The sequence below is a fragment of the Bacillus cereus group sp. MS39 genome, assembly GCF_040448665.1.
Lineage (GTDB): Bacteria > Bacillota > Bacilli > Bacillales > Bacillaceae_G > Bacillus_A > Bacillus_A wiedmannii.
In genome coordinates this window covers 4,900,099-4,919,737 of the sequence record NZ_CP123058.1, presented here as the reverse complement: position 1 = coordinate 4,919,737, position 19,639 = coordinate 4,900,099, and the positions used below count along the sequence as shown (strand labels likewise).

The following is a 19,639-nucleotide window of genomic DNA, read 5'->3' as shown; positions in this document are numbered from 1 at the left end:
TCCTCATTTCACCCTATGAAGACTGACTTTTTATAATTTTATTAAAATTCTTATAAAATCGCAAAATTTTTTTGCTATTTTCCCTTTAAAACTTCTTGAATGATAGAAAAATTTTGCGGTTATGAAGATTTTTTCGTGAGGAATCCTCATTTTAAATAGGAATTGGAGATTGGTATGCTTTTTGCATAAATAATAATTGAAATCTTTAAAGGAGGGATATGCAACGTTTCGGTACCAATTAATAAGAAGGAGGAGTTTATAAAGTGAAGACGGTTATAGAAGGCGTGTATAGTCCTTGTTACGGGAAAGTAGAGAAGTTATTTGTTGCGGAAAGTTCTTACGTATACGAGTGGGAGAAATTAGCATTAATTGAAACGATAGATAAACAGAAAGTAGAAATTAAGGTAGGGATCAGTGGGTATATCGAATCATTAGAAGTAGTAGAAGGACAAGCCATCGCTGATCAAAAGTTATTAATAACAGTGAGGGATGATCTTTTAATAACAGGTAGTGATTAATACTATGTATTTTGCTCTTTTCAATAATTATTCTTATTATGGACAATTTTAAAAACGCTTACATGAAATGGGTTTCCAAAGGGAAGAGGGGGGAATTATATGATGGACCAAAACCAAGGGTTAAAAAGGGAATTGAAAAGCAGGCACATATTTATGATTGCACTTGGAGGAGTTATTGGTACCGGTCTTTTTTTAGGATCTGGGTATACAATCCATGAGGCTGGGCCTGGAGGAGCGATTGTAGCGTATCTTGTTGGAGGATTTGTTATGTATTTAACGATGCTCTGTCTTGGAGAGTTAGCTGTTGCGATGCCTGACGCAGGATCTTATCAAACTTATGCTACAAAGCACATTTCCCCTGCAGCGGGTTATGTAGTCGGCTGGATGTCATGGCTAAACTGGTCTGCTACGATAGGTATTGAACTGATTGCAGTTAGTATTTTAATGAAACGATGGTTTCCTGATGTACCGTCATGGATTTGGTGTGTAGCGTTTGCGGTGCTTCTCTTTGCTATCAATGCGTTATCTTCAAGAAGTTTTGCAGAAGTTGAATTTTGGTTTGCAAGTATTAAAGTAATTACAATCATTGCATTTATTATTTTAGGCGGGGCAGCAATGTTTGGTTTTCTAGATATGAAAGGAAATGAACCAGCACCGATGTTCTCTAGCTTTACTGATTATGGTGGGTTGTTTCCAAATGGATTATCAGCCATTTTAATTACGATGATTGCAGTTAATTTTTCCTTCCAAGGAACGGAACTAGTTGGTATTGCAGCTGGAGAGAGTGAAAATCCAGAGAAAACGATTCCGAAGGCAATTAATAATACAGTTTGGCGTATACTTGTGTTCTTTGTATTATCTATTTTCATTCTTGCAGGCTTATTCCCTTGGCAGCAAGCAGGAGTGATAGAAAGTCCATTCGTAGTTGTATTTGATAAAATTGGTATTCCTTATGCAGCCGATATTATAAATTTCGTTATTATTACAGCGGTTCTATCCGTTGCGAATTCAGGATTATATGCAACTTCTCGTATGCTATGGTCTATGTCTAATCAAGGAATGATTAGTCCAATTTTCGGTAAGTTATCTAAAAATGGTGTTCCTATTTATGCATTGATTGTAAGTACAATTGTAGGTTGCCTTTCATTACTATCAGGTATTTATGCGGAAGATACAGTTTATTTATGGCTGCTTTCTATTGCCGGGTTCGGGGCAATATTAGTTTGGGCATCTATCGCTCTATCTAACTTATTGGCTAGAAGGTCATACATTAAGCAGGGCGGGGATGTAAAGGACTTGAAATTTAAAACACCGCTGTATCCATTCGTACCACTGCTTGCGTTAGTATTAAATGTAACAGTAATTGTTGGTATGGCTTTTATTCCAGAACAAAGAATGGCATTATATTGTGGTATTCCATTTATGATTGTTTGTTTACTGTTTTACCGTGCGACAAGAAATAAGGCACGTAAGGTAGAACATATTGAAAAAACGAATACAACAGAGGCAGAAAGTTTGTAAATATGTTAGAAACTTATGCTAAAAAAAAAAGACTGTAAAATTGTAAACAGTCTCTTTTTTTGTGACAATAAAGCTGGAAACATACTATGTATGCAAAGGGGAATTAGCGATGAATCAAGAAGTTTCACAGCTATTAGAACAGATTGATTTACGAAAAGATGAGTTACTAGAGCTTACAAAGACTTTAATTCGTTTTGAAACACCAGCACCGCCGGCGAGAAACACAAATGAGGCGCAAGAATTTGTTGCAGGTTTTCTAAGAAAACGAAATTTTAGTGTTGATAAATGGGATGTATATCCGAATGACCCGAACGTTGTTGGGGTAAGAAAAGGGCTAGAAAGTGACACACATAAAAGTCTTATTATTAATGGACATGTGGATGTAGCTGAAGTATCAGCAGATGAAGCGTGGGAAACCAATCCGTTTGAGCCATTTATAAAAGATGGTTGGTTAGTTGGACGTGGTGCGGCGGATATGAAAGGAGGACTGGCTGGAGCACTATTTGCTATTCAACTTTTACAAGAAGCTGGCATTGAATTACCTGGAGATTTAATCTTTCAATCAGTAATTGGGGAAGAAGTTGGAGAAGCAGGTACACTTCAATGCTGCAAAAGAGGTTATGATGCTGATTTTGCAGTCGTAGTGGATACAAGTGATTTACATATGCAAGGACAGGGCGGCGTAATTACTGGATGGATTACTGTGAAAAGCCCCCAGACGTTTCATGATGCAACACGCAGGCAAATGATTCATGCTGGAGGACGTTTATTCGGAGCGAGTGCGATTGAAAAAATGATGAAAATTGTGCAAAGTTTACAAGAATTAGAGCGTCATTGGGCAGTTATGAAAACATATGAAGGTTATCCATCTGGAACAACAACAATTAACCCAGCTGTTATTGAAGGCGGACGGCATGCAGCGTTTATTGCGGATGAGTGCCGGTTATGGATAACGGTGCACTTCTATCCGAATGAAACACATGAACAAATAATAAAAGAAATTGAAGAGTATATTGAGAAAGTAGCGGCTGCTGATCCATGGTTAAGTGAAAATCCACCACAATTTAAGTGGGGCGGAGAATCAATGATTGTGGATCGTGGCGAAATTTTCCCTTCTTTAGAAGTAGATAGTGAACATGCAGCAGTAAAAACTCTTAGCTCAGTACACGAATCAATTCTATCTAAAAATGCAATTTTAGATATGTCTGCAACGGTAACGGATGGTGGTTGGTTTAGTGAATTTCATATTCCAGCTGTTATTTACGGACCAGGTACATTAGAAGAAGCTCATTCAATAAATGAGAAAGTTGAAGTAGAACAGTTAATTGAATTTACAAAAGTAATAACAGCATTTATATATGAATGGTGTCACACGAAAAAATAGATTAGTGTGTTGAAATCGTACAGGTATGTATACTTGTACGACTTTTTAGTGAACTATTTCAGAGTTGAACAGAAACAACTGAAATAGTTCTTTATTTTTCTATGTTTTTCGTTTTAGTTCGATTAATTTTTCTTTCGCTAATTCAACAGCAATTGCATCATCTAAATAGCCAATTGGAAAGAGATAGTCGGGAATAATATCTGTCGATAAAATGAAATACAGTAATGCGCCTCCAAGAACTGCACGCTCTTCTTTTGAGATAGTTTCATTGCAAAATTGTTGATACATATCGGTTAATTGTTCAATAAAAGGACCAGCGCTATCAATTTGTTCTAATTTACTCGCGAAACTTTCATGAATACGTTTTTCACCTTCTGTTGTCTGAGCATAGCGTTCATAGTTTTCAAGTTCTTGTTTTACGCGAGTTGTTGTATAGTCGAAATCGAATAAGTTAGAGGATTGTAGCGTTTGCTGAATTGTATCAAGAGATGTGTACATATCCGTCTTTTCTTTATTAATGTGAGGAGAATCAGGATACATTTCATCAAATAACAATTGGGGTGGAACTTGCAAACACTCTGCAAATTTTTGTAGATGTTTTTGTTTTGGCGGTTGTTTACCATTCATAATTCTTGAGATTGTTGCGGGATCAATATTTGTATGCATTCCTAATTGACGCATGGATAAGGCACGTTCTTTTAAAAGTTTTTTTATTAATGTACTAAGCCGCTCATTTGGGTTTTCTTTAGGCATAGTGAAGGCACTCCTTTTTTATTGTTGAAAAAATGTTGAGCATTTCTTACATGTATATGAAACAGACAGGCACAGTTGCTCAACATTTTCATAATATGCATTGAAAAGTGAGAAAAAGGGGTGGCTATTTATGAGTACGGCAGGTCTATTTTCAATTTTTTTAATCGGTATTGCTTCTAATTTAGATAATGCAGGTGTTGGGATTGCATATGGCATTCGTAAAATTCGAATTTCGTGGCTTAACAATTTTATCATCGCATTTTTTGGTTTTTTATTTACTTTATTAGCTGGCTTTTTTGGGAACTGGATAGCGTTATTTATTTCAGAGTTTACTGCAAACCTAATTGGAGCAATCGTTTTAGGTATAATCGGTGTGTTTATTTTGTGCCAGCCTTTCTTGGGGCAAAGAAATACTGTAGGTTCTAAAGATGGTAATGTACTTATGGGAATTTTACGTGATCCAGAAAAAGCAGATTTTGATGGTTCTAAAACAATTAGTTTTTCAGAAGCAATTGTTTTAGGGGTTGCGTTGTCTATTAATAATATTGCAGGTGGATTTGACGCGGGGGTAACAAACTTGAATCTGTGGCTTACAGCAACTATTTCTGGGGTGTTTAGTTTTATTTGTATTAGTGGTTTTGCTTATGTAGGAAAACGATTTTTAGCAGAATACTTAGGGAAATGGGCTACTGTTATTGCGGGCGTGCTATTAATTCTTATTGGGATCGATCAGTTGTTGTAAGGAGAACAGAAAACAATGTTCGAGTATTTCCTTGGAAATACGGCAAAGGATTGCATATGTCGACGTACTTTTCCCCATACTAATACGGATTTCTTTTAAAGAAAGGGGGATCCGTATGGGACGCGGAAAAGCATTTGATCATAAGAAAAAAGGGCATGACCATCAACCGCCTAAAGGTGCGTTCATTCATAAAGATGTAAATGAACATACTTTAGAAGAGGAAGAACTACCAGTAAATATTGAAACGTATAAAAATAGTTTGAAAAAACATTAAAAGCACCTACATAGGTGCTTTTTCAACGTATATCTTCAATTAGTTGTTCCGATTCTTCATGCATACTGTATTCACTTAACACTTGAATGCAAAGCCACTTTAATTCTTCGATAGTATGTTCAAGTTCTTCAGGAAGCACATGATGAATGTCTTCAAGTCCCATTCCGAAATGAATAAGTTCAAGTACTTGATCATCGATGTTCCGATCCATTAGTAGTTCAAGTACTTCTAAATTGAATATGTATCGGTGAGCTTCATCGAGTGAAACCACTTTTAACTTCAAGCTTTCTACAATACTCAATATAAAAAGAAGAATCGTTTTTTCAAGAACAGGCTGTTTTTCCATTTGAAATATTAGTTTCATCTTTCACACCTCCACATATAGCGCTAGGTTGTACTATATTATTCAGGAGGGGGGAGCAAATATGCATGATATAGAGAAACTTTTAGTACTGTTTTGTAAGGGGATGGATAGCGGATAAAGTTGAGGTTTTTATGAAATGAAAAAATCCTGCTAGTATAGCAGGATAACTCTGAATTAAAAAATGCTCCAACCTTCTTGAGCAGAAAGAAGTTCAAGAATTTTAAAACCAGCGATACTATTTCCGTTTGCATCTAAAGCCGGTCCGAAAATGCCAATTCCCATTTCTCCTTTTACGCAGCCGAAAATACCACCAGCTACACCACTTTTGGCTGGAATACCAACACGAATCGCAAATTCACCAGACTCGTTATACATACCGCATGTAACCATGAATGTTTTACAGATTTTTGTAATATGTTTAGGGATAATTTGCTTTTTCTTATATGGATCATAGCCATCCATCGCAAAAATTAAGCCAATACGTGCTAAATCGATACAGTTTACTTCAACTGCACATTGACGAGTGTATAAATCCATAAGTTCTTCGATGTCACAATCGATAATTCCGTTTTGTTTCATGTAGTAACAAAGTGAACGGTTTAAGTAAGCTGTCTCTAATTCTGAATTGGCAACTTTAGAAGAATAATTAATGGTAGGATTATCTGTTATTTCACGTACAAAATGAAGGATGCGCTCCATTTTTTTTTCATTATCTTTTCCTGTTAACATGCTTGTAATAGCTAGTGCCCCCGCATTAATCATTGGATTAAGTGGTTTGGATGGGCTTGTTGTTTCTAACTTAATAATAGAGTTGAATGGATCACCAGTTGGTTCCATTCCAACTTTAGAAAATACATATTCTTCACCACGATCTAAAAGGGCAAGTGCAAGTGTAATTACTTTTGAAATACTTTGAAGAGTAAATAGTGTTTGTGAGTTGCCAGCATGGATATATTCTGTTTCTTTATGGAAAATGGCAATCCCTAAATCGTCTGGATTTGCATTTCCTAGTTCGGGGATATAAGTAGCAAGCTTTCCTTTTTTCGTATATGGTTTTACTTGTTCTAACAACTGTTGTAAGTTGTTTGTTTCAATGCACTGCATAGTACCAACGCTCCTATTTCGAATTAACTACGTTTACTTTTCCCGATATGCTCGGAAATAAATAATAACATGAAAAGGTGGAATGATAAAACGAAAGTTACATGTTCTATAGTGGGTCTTTCATTTTGATAATTCTATATTGAAAAAGGAGAATTTTCCTTTTATATAACAGTTTGGAAATAGGAGGTTTATCCATAAAAAATTAAAAAATAAAAACTACACATCTATACAACTATATGTTATTATGGTTATGTAAATAGAAAGCGTTTTCTAAGGCGTACTTATAATGATAACGATTTCATAAATTTGATAGGGGGAATTAAAATGTTGCAGTTTCTACAACGTATTGGTAAAGCATTAATGCTTCCAATCGCCGTACTACCAGCAGCAGGATTATTGCTTCGTTTAGGACAAGAAGACGTATTTAACATTCCTGTTATGGCACAGGCCGGTGCAGCAATTTTTGATAATTTAGCACTTATTTTTGCAATTGGTGTTGCAATCGGTTTGTCTATTGATGGTAGTGGAGCAGCTGGACTTGCCGGAGCAATCGGATATCTTGTTTTACAAAATACAACGAATGCTCTAAGTAAGACATATTCAGCAGCAGAGTTAAATGATAAATTAAAAAGTGTTCAAGATTTAGTAGGTTCAGTAGATCCAACTAAATTAGCAGATACAATGACAAAGGTTTCAAAAGCAGCGGCGTTAACGCCGAAAATTAATATGGCCATACTCGGTGGTATTATTGCAGGGGTTGTTGCGGGATTACTATACAACAAATTCCATAAGATTAAACTACCAGAATGGTTAGGATTCTTTGCAGGAAAACGTTTCGTACCAATCATTACTTCAATCGTAATGCTTCTTTTAGGATTAGTATTCGGTCAAATTTGGCCAACGATTCAAAGTGGTATTGATTCAGTAGCACATGGCATCGTGAACTTAGGTTCAATTGGTGCTGGTTTATTCGGATTATTAAACCGTTTATTAATTCCAATCGGTTTACACCACGTAATGAACACATACTTCTGGTTCGTACTTGGTGACTTTACAAATGCAGCTGGCGATATCGTTCATGGTGATATTGCACGCTTCTTTGCAAAAGATCCATCAGCAGGTATGTTTATGACTGGTTTCTTCCCAATCATGATGTTCGGTTTACCAGCAGCATGTTTCGCAATGATTGCAGCTGCTAAACCAGAAAAACGTAAAATGGTTACAGGTATGTTAGGTGGTCTAGCATTAACTTCATTCTTAACTGGTATTACAGAACCAATTGAATTCTCATTCATGTTCTTATCACCAGTATTATATGGAATTCATGCTGTATTAACAGGTCTGTCTCTATTCATTACAACAACACTCGGCATTCACGATGGTTTCTCATTTAGTGCCGGAGCAATCGATTACTTCTTAAACTTCGGTATTGCAACAAAACCATTGTTACTAGCAGGAATCGGTTTAATTTACGCAGCAATTTACTTTGTAGTATTCTACTTCTTAATTAAGAAGTTCGACCTAAAAACTCCTGGTCGTGAAGACGAAGAGGAACTAGCTGAAGGTGAAGAAGCTCCAGTGGCAGGTTCAATTGGTGAAACTTACGTAGCAGCTTTAGGTGGAAAAGAAAACTTAACAGTTATTGATAACTGTGCAACACGTCTACGCTTACAAGTGAAAGATGCTGGTCAAGTAAACGAAGCAGCATTAAAACGTGCTGGTGCAAAAGGTGTTATGAAATTAAGTAACACGAGTGTCCAAGTTATCGTAGGTACAAATGTTGAATCTGTTGCCGATGATATGAAAAAACACGTATAAATAATGAGATAAGAGGATATCCCAAAAGATTGATAACATCAATTTTTTTAGAGGATATCCTCTTTTTATGTTAACAATTTAACGGGAATCTTACTTTTGTAAATTTTCTTTTTCTTTTTTATACATATAGGTTGGTAATATGTGCAGTGCGTGATAAAGTAGTGATGTTATAGAATAGATTATCCATAATATAGGGAAAAGATTTAAAGTAAATTATCGGTAAATAAGGGGAAAAGGGCAATCATGGATCAAGAAAAAAATAATGTTAATGGGAAATCACGTCGGCCGATTGTATACATAAAAAGAACAATCATTCTTGTTCTACTATTTTCGCTTGTATATTTCATGTATACAAAAATTGTTACGCATAATAAGAAAGAGGAAACTTTAAAAGCGGCAGCAGAAATGAAAAAACAAGAAGAGCTAAAAAAGAAAGAAGAAGAAAAAAAGAAGCAAGAAGCACAAAAACAAAAAGAGCAGGAAGAACAAGTAAAGCAAGTACAAGCTGTGGAAAAGCCTGCTGAGGGACCACCTCAAGAAATTAATGAAAACGCTCAATTAGATCAATATTTACAAAACGCAGGATTTAGCGGGACAGCTGTTATTGTGAAGAACGGAAAAGTTCTTTTGAATAAAGGATACGGTATGGCGAACAAAGAGAAACAAGTACCGAATAATTCAGAGACAACTTTTTATATTGGTTCTATTTCAAAGGCATTTGTAGCGACTGCTATTATGCAATTAAAGGATCAAAATAAATTAAACGTAGAGGATACGGTTGCAAAGTATATTCCTGATTTCCCTCAAGGTAATGGTATTCAGTTAAAACATTTACTAACACATACTTCAGGAATTCCAGAGTATGAGCAGGGAACAGAGGATATTTCTCATGAAGAATTGATAAAAAGAATAGGAAAGCAAAAGCGTGTTGGGGGTCCAGGAGAGAAATGGAAATATTCCGATTCGAACTATTCGATACTCGCCTACATCGCTGAGAAGGTAAGTGGACAACCGTTAGAAGAATATATTAAACAACATATTTTTGCTACTGCGGGTATGAAGCAGTCTGGTTTCGGCAAAGGGCTAGAGCAAACAAGGTTTCCATCGACAGGTTATAAAATAGTAAATAACAATATGACAACACCTAATATTCCAAGTATGTCACAACTATATGGTTGTGGTGATATATATACAAGTGCACATGATTTATATTTATTTAATGAAGCACTCTTCTCTGGAAAGCTGATTTCAAAAGAGAGTTATGATCAAATGTTTACGGCTGTGAAAAAGGATTACGGATTTGGTTGGTATGTAGACCCGGGAAGTTATTCGAATCACGGTGTAATGCCAGGATGGAATTGTTTAAATGGATTTAGCAAAAACGGAAGTGTGTATGTCGTTTTATTATCTAACATTCAAAATAATATTAAATCGTTTGGTAAAGTGAATAACGACATTTATACGATGTTGCGAAATATTGAAGTATAAGAGGCTATCCTATTGGATAGTCTTTTTTTATTGAGGAAGTGTAGGGGCAATGGGATAATGAAATAAAGTGAAACTTTAATCAGTGGGGATCTTACTGCCCGGCGAATAGCGGGATAAATGGAAAAGGGGGAGGGATATGAGTATACATAAGCATCACGCACGTAATGCAAAACGCATATTTTTTGCATCTGTCATTGTATGGATTATCGTCGCAATTGTATTAGTGATGGAATATAAAAAAGGGATGCTATTCACTTCGGAGAAAGAAAATTTGAAATTAATAAGTGTTGTACTACCAGCATTTGGATTATTAATATATAGTTTTATGGAAAAACGAAGGTCAAAAATGCTTAAACAGGAAAATAATCATATAGAGACTTCTGAATTATTTGAGCAAAAAAAATTTGTTGTTCGCAAAGAGGTAGGGGTATTTCAAGTAATAACGTACTTTGGATTAGATGGCAGTGCAGTAGGATTTTTAAAAGAAGAGTATGATTTGGTTATTCAACGTGTATGGCAAGCTGTACTTTCTTTTCTTTTTAAGGGACTACATAAGCAACAATTTTATTTATATAATCACTCGGGAGAAAGGTTGTTGCGTGTTCAAAAGGAGAAGGGAGTACGCAATTTCTATACTTTTTCTAATATAGATGGAAAGAAAATTGGAGAGTTGAAACAAGTACTAAGTTTAACAAAGTGGGAATGGATCTTTTTAGGGGTGGATGGTAAAGAATTTGGTAAAGTGACTGGGGACCTTTCAGCAACAATGCAGAAAATAGATTGGCGAGATGGAACGCATATTGATGTAAAAGAAGATGGTATTCCTTTAGAAGCTGTTAAGTATTTCTCGGCAAGTGGTGGTTCACTTGTTACAGCTTCTATAAGTGAACAGGCTGAATTACCACGAGCGGTTTATTATAGTGCAGCTGCCATTGTTACAATTAAAAATTAAAATATATATAAAGATAGATGGGATACCATCTATCTTTTTTATGTGATTAAAAAAGATTGTTTCTTTGAAAAATGTATGTCTTACCTATCACAAAAAAGTCTGCTTTGTATACATTAAGATGTATAGATGTATTTTTATACTTTAAAAATACTAGGAGGAGAAGTGTATGTGTTTGTTCGGTAAATATTGGAAAAAGCTATCGAGATTGTTTAATAGACAATTAGATTATTTTTTAGATAATAAGTTATTGCCTGCTGTGGAGAGACTTTTATTTTCACAAAACTTCGCGAGATTTATTCAAAGAAACTCTAAGCAAGCTACGGAAGAAGTTATTGAATCAAGTAGATTCCAATCTATTATTTGTAACATTTTAAAAGAATGTAATACATCACCTTTTAAAGAAATTGCAGAGCAATATTTGGGTAAAAACGTAGAAATTACTGTGACAGTTGGACAGTTAACTGGTGTGATTGTAGCAGTTGGTGATGATTTCTTAACATTGCAAGAAGGAATAGGAACAGAAGTTTTATTACCATTTACAAGTATTATATCAATTAAAGAAGTGTAAGAAAGGAGAGTTATATATGTTATTTACTGATGAATTACGTAACCATGTTGGTGAACTAGTGCAAGTTGTGACAGCTGTAGAAATCATTGCAGGAGTTCTTTTATCTGTGACAGATGGGGCAGTAATTGTACGTACTTCTCCTTCTTATGGACCACCAGAAGATGTAGTTGTACGTATTCCTATTATTGCTTATGTTCGCTTGGAAGGGTAAGAGTGATACAAGTATGAGAGTGTCAGTTGTTATTCCAGTGCATAATGAAGCAAGTACTTTATCAAAAGTTTTAGTAGAAGTGAGAAAGTTGGAACCATATGAAATTATCATAGTAGATAATGGATCGACAGATGGTACGAAAGAAATAGCATTACAGCATAATTGCCGTGTGATTTATTATAGATATTCCCTTGGTAATGATGTGGGACGGGCAATTGGTGCTAGAGAAGCAAAAGGTGAAATTGTTTTATTTTTAGATGGTGATATCGTTATGAAAAGTGAAGAATTATACAATTTTATTAAAGGAATACAGCAAGGACATGAGATTGTTTTAAATAATTTAACATGGTCCGTTTATTTGAAGATGAGACCGCATTATACGACGGTTGGAAAATATATGTTAAATCGTTATTTGAACAAGAAAGAGTTTGTTGTAGGATCTTTAATTGCAATACCACATGCGATAAGTCGTGAAGTGATTGAAAAACTGGGGTGGTGGAATTTAGCAGATCCAGCATTATTTCAAGCAATGGCGATGTCTAGAGGAGTAAATATTTCTGATATGGCTTCAGTTGATGTCATTTACACAAATAAAGTTCGTCCTGTTCATACGGGCACATCACCGGGTTCACCTTATCCGAAAGCGACTAGCCGTATTATGGGCGATCATTTACGTGCTTTACAATACGTAATCGAAACATATGGTAAACGCGGTAGTTTTTCGGAGGGGAACAGAGATAGAGAGCTTATAGGGAAATATAAACCAGTTGTATTAAAGAAGGAAAAAGCGAAATGTAGTGCGATTATACCAGTGTCAGAAGAAAAAATGACTATAAGATCTGTTATACAAGAAGTAAAAAAAGCAGGGGTAGACGAAATTATTGTTGTTGTGAATGGAGCAGATATTGAGACTGTTAAACAAGTAAAGCTAGAGAATGTTATTGTTGTTGAATTTACGAAGGCGCTTGGACACAATGTAGCACGAGCGATAGGTGCCATGCATGCTACAGCAGATATTTGTTTATTCGTTGATGGAGATTTTGTTATTCCGGCAAAAAAACTAGTTCAATTTTTGTGTGCTATTGAAGGTGGAAGTGATGTGGCATTAAATGATTTGCAGTGTTTATTAGATATATTTCATCCAGCAGATCCAATTAGTATGGGAAAATACTTTTTGAATTTGGTAGCGAAACGACCAGATTTATGGAATAACTCACTAACAGCAGTACCACATGCCATTCATAAGAAGGTAATAGAGAAAATTGGTTATGATTCTCTTGTGATTCCTCCATTAGCTCAGGTGAAAGCTATTTTAGAAGGATTCTCTATTACAGCAGTAGAGTTAGAAGATGTTATAAAAACAAATCGAGTACGTCCAGAGCAACACGAATTTGTAAATGGGCGTATTTCAGCATTTGATCGTATTTTCGGTGATCAAATTGAGGCGATTGCGTATTTATTACAATGTACAGACGAACGCGGTGGCTTTACGGATGGAGATAGAGATAGAGATATCATTCAACAATTGAGAAGGGAAGAAGAGAATACAAATGAATAGTAGTAAAGTAGCTATTATTGGCTTAGGGTATGTTGGCCTTCCTTTAGCAGTCCATTTTGCAGAGAGAGGGCATACAGTACTTGGGTTAGATAAAGATATTAGAAAAATAGAATCAATTATAAAAGGAGAAAGCTATATTCCGGATGTTTCTTCTAAAGAGTTACAAAGTTTATTGGTGAAAAAAAAATTAATAGTGAACACACCGGATCAAGGCATTGCTGATTTTCAAAATAGTGATTATGTTATTGTTACTGTCCCGACTCCGATTAATGAACAAAGAGAACCAGACTTAAGTGCCCTCATTTCAGCCTCACATTATATACAACAAAATCTTCAAAAAGGACAAACCTTCATTTTTGAAAGCTCCACATATCCAGGTACACTCGAGGAAGTTATCATTCCTATTATTTCTCAAACAGGTAAAAAGGTAGGAGAAGATTTCTATATCGGATATTCCCCTGAGAGAATTGATCCGGCTAATAGTCACTATTCTGTTCAAACAATTCCAAAAGTTATTAGTGGACAAACAGAAAAGTGTAAACAAAAAGTTCAGGAGTTGTATAGCACTACATTTGATGTAGTTGTTCCAGTTAGTTCTCCGAAAGTAGCGGAAATGTGTAAGTTATTTGAAAATATTCAGCGCCTAGTCAATATTTCCTTAGTAAATGAGTTAAACACACTATGTGAAAGTTTAGGAATTGATTTTTATGAGGCGCTTGAAGCTGCATCTACAAAACCGTTTGGATTTACCCCATATTGGCCAGGACCAGGAATAGGAGGACATTGTATTCCAGTAGATCCTTTATATTTCCAATGGAGGATAAAAAAGAATGGGACAATTAGTCAATTAATTGAAGCAGCACATGTGATTAATGAAGAAATGCCAGAGAAAATAGTTAAGAAAGTAAAAGGCATGGTGCAATCGCCTGCATCAGTTTTAATTGTAGGAATTGCGTATAAGAAAGATGTAAATGACTTAAGAGAATCACCAGCGTTGCCAATTATCGAATTGTTAATAAAAGAAGGATATGAGATAGAATATCACGATCCATATATTTCTTCTGCAAAATTTGGAGATAAGGTGTACCAATCTGTTTCTTTGGATGAACAAGTCGTTAAACAAGCGGGTTGTATTTTAATTTTAACTGATCACTCTAATATCGATTGGAAGCTTTTTAAAGGAATGAAGCGAGTAATAGATACGCGTGGAATTATAAAGAAGGTGAGTGTATGAGTAAGAAATGTTTAATTACAGGTGGAGCAGGATTTATTGGATCACATTTAGCTGAAGAGCTGGTGAAAAGAGGCTATGGGGTTACGATTGTTGATAACTTCTATAAAGGGAAAAATAAATATCATGATGAGTTAATGAAAGAAATTCGGGTTATTCCAATAAGTGTTTTAGATAAAAATTCTATTTATGAATTAGTAAATCAACATGATGTAGTTTTTCATTTAGCGGCAATTTTAGGTGTGAAAACGACAATGGAAAAGAGTATAGAGCTTATTGAAACGAATTTTGATGGAACGAGAAACATTTTACAAGCAGCGCTAAAAGAAAAGAAGAAAGTAGTCTTTGCTTCTACTTCAGAAGTATATGGTAAGGCAAAGCCACCCTTCTCTGAAGAGGGGGATCGATTATACGGGGCAACTTCAAAAATACGTTGGAGTTATGCAATTTGTAAAACATTAGAAGAAACATTATGTTTAGGCTACGCATTAGAAGGTTTACCTGTCACGATTGTTCGTTATTTTAATATTTATGGTCCAAGAGCGAAAGATGGTCCGTATGCAGGGGTAATCCCACGATTTATCCGTGCAGCTTTGCAAGGAGAAGACATTCTCGTATATGGAGATGGAAAGCAGACGCGTTGCTTCACGTATGTAAGTGATGCGGTAGAGGCAACGATTCGAGCAATGGATGAGAAGGTAAATGGTGAAATTATTAATATAGGTTCTGACAATGAAAAGAGTATAAAAGAAGTAGCAGAAGTAATTAAAAAGCTAACGAAATCTTCTTCAAAGATTGTCCAAGTTCCTTTTGAAGAGGTGTACCCACATGGTTTTGAAGAAATTCCAAATAGAAGACCAGATGTTGCGAAATTAAGAGAACTTGTTCAGTTTCAAGCAGAAGTAACATGGGAAGAAGGATTGAAAGAAACTATTAAGTGGTTCCGTGAAGAAAATAATGGCTAAGTCACTATCGGTCATTATACCTGTATGTAATGAAGCTGAAACGATTTTAGATGTTATCCAATCGGCAAAAGGATTAAATCCAATAGAGATTATTGTAGTAGCAAACGGTTGTAACGATGGTACAGAAGAGGTTGCTGATCGTTTAGGGTGTAAAGTAATCAAGCATACAGAGCTACTAGGGAACGATGTTGGCCGCGCGATTGGCGCAAAACACGCGATAGGTGACGTATTACTATTTATAGATGGAGATTTTGCTATTCAAACTTCAAAATTACAATTATTCCTTAATCCGATTTTACATGATCAGGCCGACATCGTTTTAAATAATTTGGACGCATTATTTTTAAAGAAACAAAAACCGCACGCCGTGACAGTATGGCGCCAAATATTAAATGCAATATTAGAGCGCGAAGAATTAAAGATTGATTCTTTATTAGCTGTACCGCATGCATTGACGAAAGAAGTTGTTCAAAGCATTGGATATGAATGTTTCGTTAATCCTATTGTCGCTCATTTACGCCTAGTACAAAGCAAATGGAGAATTAGTCGTCATTGTGCAATTGACGTTATTACACCGAATAAATTTCGGCCGGCCGAGCATGCTGCGTATGGCACGGGTCTTTCTCAATCTGAAAAACGGATGATAGGTGATCATATAGAAGCTGTAGCAGAGCGAATAGTAGGCAGTGATGAGCGCGGAGGGTATTATGATGGAAATAGGAAAAGAGAGTGTGTCTATCATACTTTAAGTTTCGAAGATTTTTATCAAGGATGGGGCGTTACATCTAAGTTGTATAAAGGAAAACAATTATCGGTCATTATTCCTGTACAAGATGAAGAGAAAACAATTGGAAATGTTATAGAAGAGCTTCGCAAAATTGAACCTTTTGAAATTATCGTTGTTGTAAATGGTTCGTCTGATAAAACAGCAACGATTGCAAAAGACAAGGGAGCAACAACAATTGTATATAAAGAAGCACTTGGCAACGATGTGGGGCGTTCACTTGGAACTTATTTCGCCAAAGGAGAAATTGTATTATTTATAGACGGTGATTTTGTTATTCCAGCTAGTGAGCTATATCCATTTGCAAAAGCTATTGCAGATGGAATGGATGTCGCATTAAATGATCTAAATCATTATTTAGATTTAAGAGTACCACTTCATCTTGTAACTGCATTTAAATATGCATTAAATTTAGCTTGTGATAGAAAAGATTTAGGAGTAGGATCTCTTATCGCTGTACCTAATGCGTTTAGCCAAAAGTGTTTGAAATCAATTGGGTATAGGTCTTTATTGTCACCTTGCGTAGCGCAAGTGAAAGCTATTCTTTCAGGATTCGAAATTGCGTGTGTAAGTCGTGTAGAGGTCGATAAGATGAACCGCATTCGTCCCAGTGAACATTTTGCAAAAATAGGTCATCCTCCAGCTGTCTTGCGAATTATAGGTGATCATATAGAAGGATTAGAGCAATTAATTGTATTAGAAGGTAGCCGTGGTGGATTCTATGATGGGAATAGAAAAAGAGATGTTTTAGAGTAGTAACAAAAAAAGTGTACAACATATGTACACTTTTTTTGTTCTGTTATAAAAACTATAACAGATTAGGAGATAAGAGTATTACAGCTCTACAATGGGTATTGTTCTTATATTACAAAATAGGACTCGTATATAAGGGTACCAAAAAAATACAATTAAGGAAAGGGTTAATTATAAAGAGTTTTAAGTGAAGTTAACACTATGTATATAGTAGTTTGCTCAACATTTCACAAACATGTCACAACTATTTCGTTCACTTTAGCAAAAAAGTAGTATTCTAAGTGTGTAAGCTGTTATATAAAAAATCTTAGTCCTGTACTAATCAAAAATGGAGGAGATTAGGATGACTCAAGTATTAGAAAATGTTAAAAACGCATGGGAAAACTTTAAAGGTGAAAAATGGAAAGCAGAGATTGATGTTCGCGATTTCATTTTAAATAATGTAAACGTTTTCGAAGGAGACGAATCTTTCTTAGCGGGAGCAACTGAAGCAACGAAACAACTTTGGGATCAAGTAATGGATTTAACAACGAAAGAACGTGAAAACGGTGGCGTTCTTGATATGGATACAAAAATTGTTTCTTCTATTACATCACATGAACCAGGATATTTAAATAAAGATATTGAAAAAGTAGTCGGTTTCCAAACCGAAAAACCATTTAAACGTTCTTTACAACCATATGGTGGTATTCGTATGGCGGAACAAGCTTGTGAATCTTATGGATACGAAATGGATAAAGAACTTAGTCGTATTTTCAGAGACTGGAGAAAAACGCATAATCAAGGTGTATTTGATGCATACACACCAGAAATGAAAGCGGCTCGTAAATCAGGTGTAATTACTGGCCTTCCAGATGCATACGGACGTGGACGTATTATCGGTGACTACCGACGCGTAGCATTATATGGTATTGATCATTTAATTGAAGTGAAAAAAGCTGATTTGAATTTAACTGGCGGTGTAATGAGTGAAGATACAATGCGTTTACGCGAAGAGTTATCTGAGCAAATGCGTGCACTTCAAGAGTTAAAACAAATGGCTGCTTCTCATGGCTTTGATATTTCTAAGCCTGCAACAAATACACAAGAAGCATTCCAATGGTTATACTTCGCATATCTAGCAGCGATTAAAGAGCAAAATGGAGCTGCAATGAGTCTTGGACGTACTTCTACATTCTTAGATATTTATATTGAAAGAGATTTAGCAAATGGTACTTTAACAGAAGAAGAAGTACAAGAAATTGTGGATCACTTCATTATGAAATTACGTCTTGTGAAATTTGCAAGAACACCTGATTATAATGAATTATTCTCTGGTGACCCAACTTGGGTAACTGAGTCTATCGGTGGTATAGCATTAGATGGTCGTCCATTAGTAACAAAGAACTCATTCCGTTTCTTGCATACATTAGATAATTTAGGACCAGCTCCAGAACCAAACTTAACAGTTCTTTGGTCTAAACAATTACCGCAGAACTTTAAAAACTACTGTGCGAAAATGTCTATTAAAACATCAGCAATTCAATATGAAAATGATGACATTATGCGTGCTGACTACGGCGATGACTACGGAATTGCTTGTTGTGTATCTGCAATGAGAATTGGTAAACAAATGCAGTTCTTCGGCGCACGTGCAAACTTAGCAAAAGCATTACTATATGCGATTAACGGTGGTAAAGATGAAAAATCTAAAGCACAAGTTGGTCCTGAGTACGCACCGATTACTTCTGAAGTATTAGATTATGAAGAAGTTATGCGTAAGTTTGATATGACAATGGAATGGTTAGCAGGTCTATATTTAAACACATTAAATGTTATTCATTACATGCATGATAAATATAGCTACGAACGTATTGAAATGGCACTTCATGATACAAATGTTCTTCGTACAATGGCAACAGGTATCGCGGGTCTATCTGTAGTAGCAGACTCTTTAAGTGCAATTAAACACGCAAAAGTAAAACCAATTCGTGATGAAAACGGAATTGCAGTTGACTTTGAAATCGAAGGAGATTTCCCTAAATACGGTAACAATGATGACCGTGTAGATGAAATTGCTGTAAATCTTGTAAAAACATTTATGAATAAACTTCGTAAACATAAAACATACAGAAATTCTGTTCATACAATGTCGATCTTAACAATCACATCTAACGTTGTATACGGTAAGAAAACTGGTAACACTCCAGATGGTCGCCGTACTGGAGAACCATTTGCACCAGGTGCGAACCCAATGCATGGTCGTGATACAAAAGGTGCATTAGCTTCATTATTATCTGTAGCTAAATTACCATATGAAGATGCACAAGATGGTATTTCTAATACATTCTCTATTATTCCAAAAGCACTTGGTAAAGAAGATGATGTACAAGTACGTAACTTAGTATCAATGCTTGATGGTTATGCAGTAAAAGAAGGCCATCACTTAAATATTAACGTATTTAATCGTGAAACATTAATGGATGCGATGGAACATCCTGAGAAATATCCACAATTAACAATTCGCGTATCTGGTTACGCTGTAAACTTTATTAAATTAACTCGTGAACAACAAATCGATGTAATTAATCGTACAATGCATGAAAGTATGTAAGTGAAAAAGTGTCCCTCTGCTTTTTATAAATAGCAGAGGGGGGCTGCTTCAATAAAGG

At 35.5% G+C, this 19,639-nt stretch carries 18 protein-coding genes; 15 read left to right on the top strand and 3 right to left on the bottom strand.

The features are described from left to right. The first annotated feature begins 263 nt into the window (after positions 1-263). From QEP67_RS25500 to QEP67_RS25490, 3 genes are all read left to right on the top strand, one after another. The gene (locus QEP67_RS25500) at positions 264-518 is read left to right on the top strand and encodes a biotin/lipoyl-containing protein (protein ID WP_000859484.1); all 255 of its coding nucleotides are present in this window, start codon (positions 264-266) and stop codon (positions 516-518) included. Positions 519-617: 99 nt separating this feature from the next. Next, positions 618-2,039 (top strand): amino acid permease, encoded by a 1,422-nt coding sequence (locus tag QEP67_RS25495; protein WP_000969239.1) that lies wholly within the window; start codon positions 618-620, stop codon positions 2,037-2,039. A gap of 109 nt (positions 2,040-2,148) precedes the next feature. Beyond that, positions 2,149-3,423 (top strand): acetylornithine deacetylase, encoded by a 1,275-nt coding sequence (locus tag QEP67_RS25490; protein WP_001071204.1) that lies wholly within the window; start codon positions 2,149-2,151, stop codon positions 3,421-3,423. A 99-nt stretch (positions 3,424-3,522) separates the two neighbouring features. Here QEP67_RS25490 and QEP67_RS25485 read toward each other — a convergent pair whose 3' ends face one another. Beyond that, positions 3,523-4,176, bottom strand: a complete 654-nt coding sequence (locus tag QEP67_RS25485; RefSeq protein WP_001123723.1) for a DUF1232 domain-containing protein — start codon at positions 4,174-4,176, stop codon at positions 3,523-3,525. A gap of 130 nt (positions 4,177-4,306) precedes the next feature. Between QEP67_RS25485 and QEP67_RS25480 the strand changes: the two genes are divergently transcribed. Continuing rightward, positions 4,307-4,918: a manganese efflux pump gene (locus QEP67_RS25480; protein WP_000100745.1), complete on the top strand. Its 612-nt coding sequence runs from the start codon at positions 4,307-4,309 to the stop codon at positions 4,916-4,918. A 115-nt stretch (positions 4,919-5,033) separates the two neighbouring features. Beyond that, a complete protein-coding gene (locus tag QEP67_RS25475) occupies positions 5,034-5,192 on the top strand; it encodes a hypothetical protein (RefSeq protein WP_000532411.1) in 159 nt (52 codons plus the stop codon). A 22-nt stretch (positions 5,193-5,214) separates the two neighbouring features. On the opposite strand, the gene QEP67_RS25470 is transcribed toward QEP67_RS25475, so the two are convergent. Both QEP67_RS25470 and glsA read right to left on the bottom strand, forming a co-directional pair. After that, complete coding sequence (locus QEP67_RS25470) at positions 5,215-5,556, bottom strand: DUF3969 family protein (protein ID WP_000766602.1); 342 nt, start codon at positions 5,554-5,556, stop codon at positions 5,215-5,217. A 174-nt stretch (positions 5,557-5,730) separates the two neighbouring features. Next, positions 5,731-6,660 carry a glutaminase A gene (glsA, locus tag QEP67_RS25465; protein WP_001149862.1) on the bottom strand — a complete coding sequence of 310 codons (930 nt, stop codon included), beginning with the start codon at positions 6,658-6,660 and terminating at the stop codon, positions 5,731-5,733. Between the two features lie 324 nt (positions 6,661-6,984). Between glsA and nagE the strand changes: the two genes are divergently transcribed. From nagE to pflB, 10 genes are all read left to right on the top strand, one after another. Next, a complete protein-coding gene (gene nagE / locus QEP67_RS25460) occupies positions 6,985-8,478 on the top strand; it encodes an N-acetylglucosamine-specific PTS transporter subunit IIBC (RefSeq protein WP_000938876.1) in 1,494 nt (497 codons plus the stop codon). Between the two features lie 243 nt (positions 8,479-8,721). Then, positions 8,722-9,966: a serine hydrolase domain-containing protein gene (locus QEP67_RS25455; RefSeq protein ID WP_000371848.1), complete on the top strand. Its 1,245-nt coding sequence runs from the start codon at positions 8,722-8,724 to the stop codon at positions 9,964-9,966. Positions 9,967-10,102: 136 nt separating this feature from the next. Then, positions 10,103-10,918 carry a hypothetical protein gene (locus QEP67_RS25450; RefSeq protein WP_048567303.1) on the top strand — a complete coding sequence of 272 codons (816 nt, stop codon included), beginning with the start codon at positions 10,103-10,105 and terminating at the stop codon, positions 10,916-10,918. A 166-nt stretch (positions 10,919-11,084) separates the two neighbouring features. Further along, entirely contained in the window at positions 11,085-11,486 is a 402-nt protein-coding gene (locus QEP67_RS25445) for a hypothetical protein (protein WP_000335522.1), read from the top strand. 16 nt (positions 11,487-11,502) lie between these two features. Continuing rightward, on the top strand, positions 11,503-11,697 hold the full coding sequence (locus QEP67_RS25440) for a hypothetical protein (protein WP_000899469.1): 195 nt from the start codon (positions 11,503-11,505) through the stop codon (positions 11,695-11,697). Between the two features lie 13 nt (positions 11,698-11,710). Further along, a complete protein-coding gene (locus QEP67_RS25435) occupies positions 11,711-13,255 on the top strand; it encodes a glycosyltransferase family 2 protein (RefSeq protein WP_001266457.1) in 1,545 nt (514 codons plus the stop codon). Further along, positions 13,248-14,489, top strand: a complete 1,242-nt coding sequence (locus QEP67_RS25430; protein WP_048567305.1) for a nucleotide sugar dehydrogenase — start codon at positions 13,248-13,250, stop codon at positions 14,487-14,489. The genes QEP67_RS25435 and QEP67_RS25430 overlap by 8 nt, the downstream gene beginning before the upstream one ends. After that, entirely contained in the window at positions 14,486-15,451 is a 966-nt protein-coding gene (locus QEP67_RS25425; RefSeq protein WP_000037043.1) for an NAD-dependent epimerase/dehydratase family protein, read from the top strand. The genes QEP67_RS25430 and QEP67_RS25425 overlap by 4 nt, the downstream gene beginning before the upstream one ends. Further along, positions 15,444-16,991 (top strand): glycosyltransferase family 2 protein, encoded by a 1,548-nt coding sequence (locus QEP67_RS25420; RefSeq protein ID WP_002108832.1) that lies wholly within the window; start codon positions 15,444-15,446, stop codon positions 16,989-16,991. Before QEP67_RS25425 ends, QEP67_RS25420 begins: the two co-directional genes overlap by 8 nt. Positions 16,992-17,331: 340 nt before the next feature. Further along, positions 17,332-19,581, top strand: a complete 2,250-nt coding sequence (pflB, locus tag QEP67_RS25415) for a formate C-acetyltransferase (RefSeq protein WP_000195475.1) — start codon at positions 17,332-17,334, stop codon at positions 19,579-19,581. Positions 19,582-19,639: the final 58 nt, after the last annotated feature.

What these genes read in the sequence shown, in the direction of transcription:
- QEP67_RS25495 (WP_000969239.1), top strand. Translation starts at nt 618, where the DNA reads ATGATGGACCAAAACCAAGGGTTAAAAAGGGAATTGAAAAGCAGGCAC.
- QEP67_RS25490 (WP_001071204.1), top strand. Translation starts at nt 2,149, where the DNA reads ATGAATCAAGAAGTTTCACAGCTATTAGAACAGATTGATTTACGAAAA.
- QEP67_RS25485 (WP_001123723.1), bottom strand. Translation starts at nt 4,176, where the DNA reads ATGCCTAAAGAAAACCCAAATGAGCGGCTTAGTACATTAATAAAAAAA.
- QEP67_RS25480 (WP_000100745.1), top strand. Translation starts at nt 4,307, where the DNA reads ATGAGTACGGCAGGTCTATTTTCAATTTTTTTAATCGGTATTGCTTCT.
- QEP67_RS25475 (WP_000532411.1), top strand. Translation starts at nt 5,034, where the DNA reads ATGGGACGCGGAAAAGCATTTGATCATAAGAAAAAAGGGCATGACCAT.
- QEP67_RS25470 (WP_000766602.1), bottom strand. Translation starts at nt 5,556, where the DNA reads ATGAAACTAATATTTCAAATGGAAAAACAGCCTGTTCTTGAAAAAACG.
- glsA (WP_001149862.1), bottom strand. Translation starts at nt 6,660, where the DNA reads ATGCAGTGCATTGAAACAAACAACTTACAACAGTTGTTAGAACAAGTA.
- nagE (WP_000938876.1), top strand. Translation starts at nt 6,985, where the DNA reads ATGTTGCAGTTTCTACAACGTATTGGTAAAGCATTAATGCTTCCAATC.
- QEP67_RS25455 (WP_000371848.1), top strand. Translation starts at nt 8,722, where the DNA reads ATGGATCAAGAAAAAAATAATGTTAATGGGAAATCACGTCGGCCGATT.
- QEP67_RS25450 (WP_048567303.1), top strand. Translation starts at nt 10,103, where the DNA reads ATGAGTATACATAAGCATCACGCACGTAATGCAAAACGCATATTTTTT.
- QEP67_RS25445 (WP_000335522.1), top strand. Translation starts at nt 11,085, where the DNA reads ATGTGTTTGTTCGGTAAATATTGGAAAAAGCTATCGAGATTGTTTAAT.
- QEP67_RS25440 (WP_000899469.1), top strand. Translation starts at nt 11,503, where the DNA reads ATGTTATTTACTGATGAATTACGTAACCATGTTGGTGAACTAGTGCAA.
- QEP67_RS25435 (WP_001266457.1), top strand. Translation starts at nt 11,711, where the DNA reads ATGAGAGTGTCAGTTGTTATTCCAGTGCATAATGAAGCAAGTACTTTA.
- QEP67_RS25430 (WP_048567305.1), top strand. Translation starts at nt 13,248, where the DNA reads ATGAATAGTAGTAAAGTAGCTATTATTGGCTTAGGGTATGTTGGCCTT.
- QEP67_RS25425 (WP_000037043.1), top strand. Translation starts at nt 14,486, where the DNA reads ATGAGTAAGAAATGTTTAATTACAGGTGGAGCAGGATTTATTGGATCA.
- QEP67_RS25420 (WP_002108832.1), top strand. Translation starts at nt 15,444, where the DNA reads ATGGCTAAGTCACTATCGGTCATTATACCTGTATGTAATGAAGCTGAA.
- pflB (WP_000195475.1), top strand. Translation starts at nt 17,332, where the DNA reads ATGACTCAAGTATTAGAAAATGTTAAAAACGCATGGGAAAACTTTAAA.